The organism is Ruegeria sp. YTSC199 (genome assembly GCF_059609725.1).
Genome location: NZ_JBXWMF010000040.1, coordinates 25718 through 33214 on the forward strand (window position 1 = coordinate 25718; position 7497 = coordinate 33214).

The 7497-nt window shown below is 59.7% G+C and carries 8 protein-coding genes; all 8 read left to right on the top strand.

The genetic code is table 11. The features are described from left to right. Positions 1-77: 77 nt before the first annotated feature. Genes AC2FEE_RS24110 through AC2FEE_RS24145 form a run of 8 tightly spaced genes read left to right on the top strand, consistent with a single transcriptional unit; the run spans position 78 to position 7358 of the window. Positions 78-815, top strand: coding sequence for a GntR family transcriptional regulator (locus tag AC2FEE_RS24110; protein ID WP_496867984.1), 738 nt, complete (start codon positions 78-80; stop codon positions 813-815). Beyond that, the gene (locus tag AC2FEE_RS24115) at positions 812-1864 is read left to right on the top strand and encodes an aldo/keto reductase (protein ID WP_496867985.1); all 1053 of its coding nucleotides are present in this window, start codon (positions 812-814) and stop codon (positions 1862-1864) included. Before AC2FEE_RS24110 ends, AC2FEE_RS24115 begins: the two co-directional genes overlap by 4 nt. Continuing rightward, entirely contained in the window at positions 1854-2282 is a 429-nt protein-coding gene (locus AC2FEE_RS24120) for an RbsD/FucU family protein (protein WP_496867986.1), read from the top strand. The genes AC2FEE_RS24115 and AC2FEE_RS24120 overlap by 11 nt, the downstream gene beginning before the upstream one ends. Next, a complete protein-coding gene (locus AC2FEE_RS24125) occupies positions 2279-3109 on the top strand; it encodes an amidohydrolase family protein (protein ID WP_496867987.1) in 831 nt (276 codons plus the stop codon). Before AC2FEE_RS24120 ends, AC2FEE_RS24125 begins: the two co-directional genes overlap by 4 nt. A 1-nt stretch (position 3110) precedes the next feature. Continuing rightward, positions 3111-4223, top strand: a complete 1113-nt coding sequence (locus tag AC2FEE_RS24130) for a fumarylacetoacetate hydrolase family protein (protein ID WP_496867988.1) — start codon at positions 3111-3113, stop codon at positions 4221-4223. Positions 4224-4236: 13 nt separating this feature from the next. Next, the gene (locus tag AC2FEE_RS24135) at positions 4237-5739 is read left to right on the top strand and encodes an aldehyde dehydrogenase (NADP(+)) (RefSeq protein WP_496867989.1); all 1503 of its coding nucleotides are present in this window, start codon (positions 4237-4239) and stop codon (positions 5737-5739) included. A gap of 8 nt (positions 5740-5747) precedes the next feature. Beyond that, positions 5748-6497 (top strand): SDR family oxidoreductase, encoded by a 750-nt coding sequence (locus AC2FEE_RS24140; protein ID WP_496867990.1) that lies wholly within the window; start codon positions 5748-5750, stop codon positions 6495-6497. An 18-nt stretch (positions 6498-6515) separates the two neighbouring features. Then, positions 6516-7358, top strand: a complete 843-nt coding sequence (locus AC2FEE_RS24145; RefSeq protein ID WP_496867991.1) for a fumarylacetoacetate hydrolase family protein — start codon at positions 6516-6518, stop codon at positions 7356-7358. Positions 7359-7497 lie beyond the last annotated feature (139 nt).

Here is a 7497-nt window from a genome sequence, read left to right on the forward strand (position 1 = left end):
CCCCGCTTGACTGCCCTGATTGCTAAAACCTGAACACATACTTGTCAACTAACATGTTAGTATGATAGATCGACCTTATGAGCAAACTACAGGACATCGACGCGCAGCTGTTGCGCGATATTGCGTCGGATGAAGGCTCGCTGGCGCAGCGTGTATATCAGGCGATCAAACAGGCCATTTTGTCATTGGACTTTCCGCCCGGTGCAACACTCAGAAAAGCGCCGATCTGCGAGCGGTTGAACGTTTCGCGGGCGCCCGTGACCGAGGCGATTGCCCGGCTGGCCGCCGAGGGTCTGGTGGATGTCGTACCGCAATCGGGAACGCGGGTCTCGTATTTCTCGATGCCGGAAATCCGCGAAGGCATGTTCCTGCGCGAGGCTTTGGAATTGGCGACCGTCGCCAAGGTGGCGCGCGACCTGACTTTGGATCAGCGCAAGAAGCTCAGCCGGAACATGCGTCTGCAGGAACTGCTGATCGAGGATGAGGATATTCCCGGGTTCTACCAGGCTGACGAGGAATTCCATGCGTTGCTGATGCAGTTTACCGGTTTCAAACGTCTGGGCGAGGTGGCGCAGACCGTATCGCTGCAAGTCAGCCGCGCCCGGATGCTGTTGCTGCCGACGCCGGGGCGCGTTGCGGAAACTCTGGAAGAGCATCGCGCCATTCACGCTGCCATTATGGACTGCAATGAGCAGGCCGCGCAGGCGACCATGCGGCACCATCTGGGACAGCTCATGCCGCGGATCGAGGTTCTGATACAGGAACAACCGCATCTTTTTAACATCACCACCCAGGCAGCACGGGAAGCAGGATGACCGTTTCACAAATCGAACTTCTGAACCATCGCACCAAAAGGCCCGTGCCGCTGACTCGTATGGGGTTCGGTGGCGCGCCACTGGGCAATCTCTATCGCAAAGTCTCGGATGAGGACGCGCAGGCCGCATTGCAGGCTGCCTATGATGCGGGCATCCGGTTTTTCGACACCGCGCCGCAATACGGACTCGGCCGGTCCGAGCACCGGTTTGGCGAGGCGATCGCCCGATTTGGGCGAGAATCCATCCAGCTGTCGACCAAGATCGGGCGCCTGCTGCTGGATTGCGAGCCGCATGAAGTTACCCCCGAAGCCTTTGTGGATGTGCCGCAGAAACGCATCGTGTTCGATTATACCTATGACGGTGTAATGCGGTCCTATGAAGCGAGCCGGGACCGGCTCGGCGTCACCAATGCCGATATCCTGCTGGTTCATGACGTTTGCGTCTTCAGTCAAGGCAGTCAGGAGATGTCGGACGCCAAGGTGCGCGAGCTTTTCGATGGTGGCGGCTACAAGGCTCTGGCCGAACTGCGAGATGCAGGTGAGGTCGCTGCGATCGGTGCCGGAGTGAATGAATGGCAGGTTTGCGAGAAACTGTTGGGGTTGGGTGATTTCGACGGCTTTCTGTTGGCCGGACGGTATACGTTGCTGGAGCAGGAAGCGTTGGACAGTTTCCTGCCGCTCTGTGAAGAACGTGATGTGGGCATCATTCTGGGTGGGCCTTACAACTCAGGCATCTTAGCCACCGGAACGGTGCCGGGGGCCAAGTATAACTACGCTGATGCACCAGAGGAGATCCTGAATCGGGTGTGCAAGATCCAAGCGGTCTGCGCCGCGCATGACACGCCGCTGATCGCAGCCGCGCTGCAGTTCGTTCTGGGTCACCCTAGCGTCAAAACCGTAGTCCCCGGCGCGGTCAGTGCCGCCGAAGTGCAGGCCAATGTCGCCTTGCTGAACCGCAAGATTCCGCCAGGTCTCTGGTCTGATTTGCGATCCGAGGGTCTGATCCGTCCCGATGCACCCCTGCCCGCTGAGGCCGCCAATGCTGCATAACATCGATCCAATCCTCTCGCCCGATCTTCTGCACACCCTGCGAGCCATGGGGCACGGGGATGAGATCGTGATCGCGGATGCGAATTTTCCGGGCTCAAGCATTGGCCCGATTTGCATTCGCGCCGACGGGTCCTCGGCCAGTGAGTTGCTGCGGGCTGTGCTGTCCGTGATGCCGCTGGATACATTCGTGCCTGATCCGGCGCTGACCATGCAGGTGGTCGGGAACCCGGACGCGGTGCCCGACGCCGTGGCCGACTTTCAAACCGTCATTGATGCGACCGCAGATAATCCCGCCCGCATTCAGGGGTTGGAACGGTTTGCCTTCTATGATCGTGCCGCCAACGCCTTTGCAATCGTTCAGACGGGTGAGCGACGGCTGTACGGCAATATCATCCTCAAGAAGGGCGTCGTTGGATGAAGATCGACGCACATCAGCATTTTTGGTCGTTGGCACGCGGTGATTACGGCTGGCTGACGCCAGAACTTGCTGCGATTTATCGCGATTTCTCACCGGGCGATCTTGCCCCTCTTATCGAGGCGGCGGGTATTGAAGGCACGATTCTGGTGCAGGCCGCACCAACGGTGGCCGAGACGGAATATATGCTGTCTTTGGCCGATCAAACCCATTTCATCAAAGGTGTGGTCGGTTGGGTCGATTTCGCAGCCGCCGATGTGCCGACACAGATTAAAAAGCTGTCGGCGAACTCGACTCTGGTTGGGTTGCGGCCAATGATTCAGGACATCCCGGATCCAAATTGGATGTTAGGAGAGGTATTGATCCCTGCATTTGAGGCAGTGCAGCGTCACGAACTCACCTTTGATGCCCTGACGTTGCCACAGCATCTCGGTCCGTTGCGCCAGCTGTTGGCGCGCCAACAGCAGATGCGTGTGGTGATTGATCACGGGTCAAAACCTCTGATCAAGGACCGGTTGATTTCCGGTTGGGCTGAAGACATCGCTGCCCTTGCCCGCGACACCGACGCCTGGTGCAAGCTGTCCGGGATGGTCACCGAAGCCGCGCCGGATTGGACGGTCGATGATCTGCGTCCCTATGTCGATCACCTGCTGGACACATTCGGCCCGTCCCGCCTGATTTGGGGCAGTGACTGGCCGGTCTGCACATTGGCCAGCAGTTATCAGCGTTGGCTCGACACTACTGACGAGTTGCTGAGCGCACTGACCAAAACTGAACGCAATGCGGTGCTGGGGGGCAATGCCGCTCGGGCTTATAACCTCAGGGACTGAAATGACACTTCCGAATTTGGATACCAGCGGTTTGTGGTTGGGGCGCGTGAAGCGCGCGGGTGTTGGCCCCTCCGTCGTGACCCTGCGCGATGGACAGCTGTTTGATATCACCTCCAAAGAGGCACCAACAGTGCGCGACATCCTGGAACGGAAGGATGCCGCCAACTATACGCGCTCGGCACCGGGTGAGGCGTTGGGTCCGCAGGATGGAAACCATCAGTGGCTGGCCCCGTGCGATCTGCAGGTGGTAAAGGCCTGCGGTGTCACCTTCGCGGGTTCCATGGTCGAGCGTGTGATCGAAGAGCAAGCCGCGGGTGACCCGGCCAAGGCCGAGGCGATCCGCACCCGTATCGGGGCACGCATCGGTGACAGCCTGACCAACATTGTGCCGGGGTCCGACGCGGCGGCGCAGGTCAAAGAGGCACTGATCGTTGAGGAGCTTTGGAGCCAATATCTTGAGGTCGGGATCGGCCCGGATGCCGAGGTGTTCTCCAAGGCGCAGGTGCTGTCTTCGGTGGGGCATGGCGCAGATGTTGGCCTGCATCCGATCTCAACCTGGAACAATCCTGAACCCGAAGTAGTTCTGGCCGTCAACTCATTGGGCAAGATTAAGGGCGCGACGTTAGGCAATGACGTCAATTTGCGGGACGTGGAGGGACGCTCGGCCTTGTTGCTAAGCAAGGCCAAGGACAACAACGCGTCCTGCGCGATCGGGCCGATGATCCGGTTGTTTGATGACAGTTTCACGCTGGATGACGTCCGCACTGCAGAGCTGACGCTGACCGTGGCTGGCCCTGACGGGTTTGAGATGAAAGGCCATTCCTCGATGGCACAAATCAGCCGTGATCCGATCGATCTGGTGGCCCAGACCATCGGGCGGCATCACCAGTATCCTGACGGATTGATGCTGTTTCTTGGAACCCTCTTTGCACCGACTCAGGATCGCGATACTCCGGGTGGAGGGTTCACTCATAAACTGGGTGATATCGTCACGATTTCAAGCGATAAGCTGGGTGCGCTGACCAACACGGTGCGCTTGTCGACCGAATGCCCTGAATGGAAATTCGGGGCGTCCCACCTGATGCGAAACCTCGCCCGGCGCGGGCTGATTTAAGGAAAATTAGAACATGTTGACCGGAAAACACCTGATCGCCGGCGAATGGGTCGGGGCCGAGGCTACTTTTTCATCGGACCCCGCACACGGGCCGAGCCACGACTTTTCCGTGGGAACGCCAGCGCATGTGGATGCCGCCGTTCAGGCCGCGGAAGATGCTTTTGCCACATTCGGTTGGTCCACGCGAACCGAGCGGGCTGCGCTGTTGCGAAAAATAGCGGACGAGATCGACGCACGCGGCGATGCAATCAGTGAGATCGGGTGCCAGGAAACCGGCCTCCCCGAGGGGCGGCTGCAAGGAGAGCGGGGCCGGACTGTAGGCCAGTTGCGGCTGTTTGCGGATCACATTGAAGCCGGAGAGTATCTGGACCATCGTCACGATCCCGCCCTGCCGGATCGCGCGCCCCTGCCCCGCCCTGATTTGCAGATGATCCAGCGCCCCCTGGGTCCGGTTGCAGTGTTCGGGGCGTCGAACTTCCCGCTGGCGTTCTCGGTCGCGGGTGGGGACACGGCGGCGGCATTGGCTGCGGGTTGTCCGGTTATCGTCAAAGGCCATCCGGCGCACCCCGGCACGGGTGAGATCGTGGCGCAGGCGATTGATGCCGCGGTCAAGGCAACCGGCAATCCCAATGGTACGTTCTCGTTGATCCAAAGTGACGGGATCGGGGTCGGAACGGCTCTGGCGCAACACCCGCTGATCCGGGCGGTCGGTTTCACCGGGTCGTTGCGCGCCGGTCGGGCGCTGTTCGATATCTGTGCACAGCGTTCCGAACCCATCCCGTTCTTTGGTGAGCTGGGCTCGGTCAACCCGATGTTTGTTCTGCCCAAAGCCGCTACGGCGCGGGGCGCCGAGATTGGCACCGGCTGGGCGGGATCGCTGACCATGGGCGCAGGCCAGTTCTGCACCAATCCCGGTATCGCCGTCGTGGTTGACGGACCGGATGCCGATGCCCTGCAGGCGGCGGCGCAGTCCGCTTTGAGCGAAACGTCTGAGCAGACGATGCTGACCAGTGGAATTTCCGAGGCCTATCGCAAAGGCGTGGCAAAATTTGCCGACGCGACCGGGGTTACTCAAATAGTCAGCAAAGACAGCGCACCCCGCACTGCTGCCCCTAACCTGTTCGTCGTCTCCGGCGACCATTGGCTGGCCAATGACAGTCTGCACGAAGAGGTCTTTGGCCCCACTGGCATCATTGTGCGCGCCCGCGACGTCGATCAGATGACCGACATCGCCCGTGCAGTCGAAGGGCAACTAACCTGCACCTTGCATATGGACGCAGAGGATGCGGAAACGGCGCGCAAACTGGTGCCCATGCTTGAGCGCAAAGCGGGCCGTTTGCTGGCCAATGGTTTCCCCACCGGTGTCGAGGTCTGTGACAGCATGGTACATGGCGGCCCCTACCCTGCATCGACCAATTTCGGAGCGACATCGGTCGGCACCCTGTCGATCCGTCGCTTTCTGAGGCCGGTCTGCTATCAGAACCTGCCAACCGATCTTCTGCCCGAACAGGTGTGAGAGACGCGATGACTTCTCCTTCCAACCGTCTGTCCGGCAAAACAGCCCTGATCACCGCTGCAGGCCAGGGTATCGGGCGCGCCTCGGCTGAGCTTTTTGCGGCGCAAGGCGCGCAGGTCATTGCCTGCGATATCAATGACGCTTCGCTGGCGGAACTGGCGGCAATCACCGGCATCCAGATCCTGAAACTGGACGTCACCGACGCGAAAGCAGTTCAGGCCGCCACGGCGGGGTTGCCGCCGTTGGACGTGTTGTTCAACTGCGCAGGCTATGTTGCGGGCGGGTCCATTTTGGAGTGCGAGGAAAAGGACTGGGACTTCAGCTTCGATCTGAACGTCAAGGCCATGTACCGGCTTATCCGTCTGACCCTGCCAGCGATGCTTCAAAATGGTGGAGGATCGATCATCAACATGTCCTCGGTCGCGTCGTCGCTGAAAGGCGTGCCGAACCGGTTTGCTTATTGCGCCTCTAAGGCGGCTGTTATCGGTTTGACCAAGTCGGTGGCAGCAGATTTTGTGACCCAGGGTATTCGCTGCAACGCGATTTGCCCCGGCACGGTCGACAGTCCCAGCCTGCATGACCGGCTGCGCGCCACGGGCGATTATGAGCAAGCCATGACGGACTTCATTGCGCGTCAGCCAATGGGCCGGATCGGAACGGCCGAGGAAGTGGCCGAGCTTGCGCTGTATCTGGCAAGTGATGCCAGCAACTACACCACGGGTCAGCCTTTCGCCATCGACGGCGGTTGGACCATCTGAGTTGAAAAGGAACAGGAAATGAAGCTTCTACGCTATGGACCGGTTGGCGCGGAAAAGCCCGGAGTGTTGGATGGAGACGGCAATATGCGCGATCTGTCCGGCATCGTTGATGATATCGAGGGGGATGTGCTGAGCGATGAGGGCCTGGCGCGTTTGCGCGTACTCGATCTGGCCGGACTGCCTCTTGTCGATGGTAAACCGCGCATCGGCGCCTGTGTCGGTCAGGTCGGCAAGTTCATCTGCATCGGTCTGAATTATGCCGATCACGCAGCTGAGAGCGGCATGGAGCTGCCCGCCGAACCGGTTATCTTTTTCAAAGCCACCTCCGCAATCATTGGCCCGAACGATACGGTCGAAATCCCGCGGGGCTCGGTTAAGACCGATTGGGAGGTTGAGTTGGGCGTGGTTATCGGCAAAGAGGCGAAATACGTGTCCGAGACCAAGGCGCTGGACCACGTTGCCGGCTATTGCGTGGTAAACGACCTTTCAGAGCGTGACTTCCAGCTGCATCGCTCGGGTCAGTGGGTAAAAGGCAAATCAGCAGACACCTTTGGCCCGATCGGGCCTTGGTTGGTGACACGGGATGAGGTCGCCGATCCGCAGAACCTGCCGATGTATCTTGAGGTAAACGGCCACCGTTACCAGGACGGATCCACCAAAACGATGCATTTCAGTGTGGCGACCGTTGTCTCGCACCTGTCGCAATTTATGTCGCTGCAACCGGGTGATGTGATCTCGACCGGAACGCCCCCGGGCGTGGGCATGGGGCAAAACCCGCAGACCTATCTGAAGCCGGGCGACAAGCTAGAGCTTGGTATCGAAGGGCTGGGCGTTCAGCGTCAGGACGTCGTGCAGGGCTGACCCATACATAACAGGCCCCGGCCAGATGGACCGGGTCCTTTTTTGTTTATACCGACGGGCAATCAGTCTGGCCAGGGCAGGGAATATGTTTTGACGTTTGTGAAGAACTTCATCGCTTCGATGACGCCTTCCTTGACGC

Bases quoted from the DNA above. Each gene is read 5' to 3' on its own strand.
- AC2FEE_RS24125 (WP_496867987.1), top strand. From the start codon at position 2,279: ATGAAGATCGACGCACATCAGCATTTTTGGTCGTTGGCACGCGGTGAT.
- AC2FEE_RS24110 (WP_496867984.1), top strand. From the start codon at position 78: ATGAGCAAACTACAGGACATCGACGCGCAGCTGTTGCGCGATATTGCG.
- AC2FEE_RS24115 (WP_496867985.1), top strand. From the start codon at position 812: ATGACCGTTTCACAAATCGAACTTCTGAACCATCGCACCAAAAGGCCC.
- AC2FEE_RS24140 (WP_496867990.1), top strand. From the start codon at position 5,748: ATGACTTCTCCTTCCAACCGTCTGTCCGGCAAAACAGCCCTGATCACC.
- AC2FEE_RS24130 (WP_496867988.1), top strand. From the start codon at position 3,111: ATGACACTTCCGAATTTGGATACCAGCGGTTTGTGGTTGGGGCGCGTG.
- AC2FEE_RS24145 (WP_496867991.1), top strand. From the start codon at position 6,516: ATGAAGCTTCTACGCTATGGACCGGTTGGCGCGGAAAAGCCCGGAGTG.
- AC2FEE_RS24120 (WP_496867986.1), top strand. From the start codon at position 1,854: ATGCTGCATAACATCGATCCAATCCTCTCGCCCGATCTTCTGCACACC.
- AC2FEE_RS24135 (WP_496867989.1), top strand. From the start codon at position 4,237: ATGTTGACCGGAAAACACCTGATCGCCGGCGAATGGGTCGGGGCCGAG.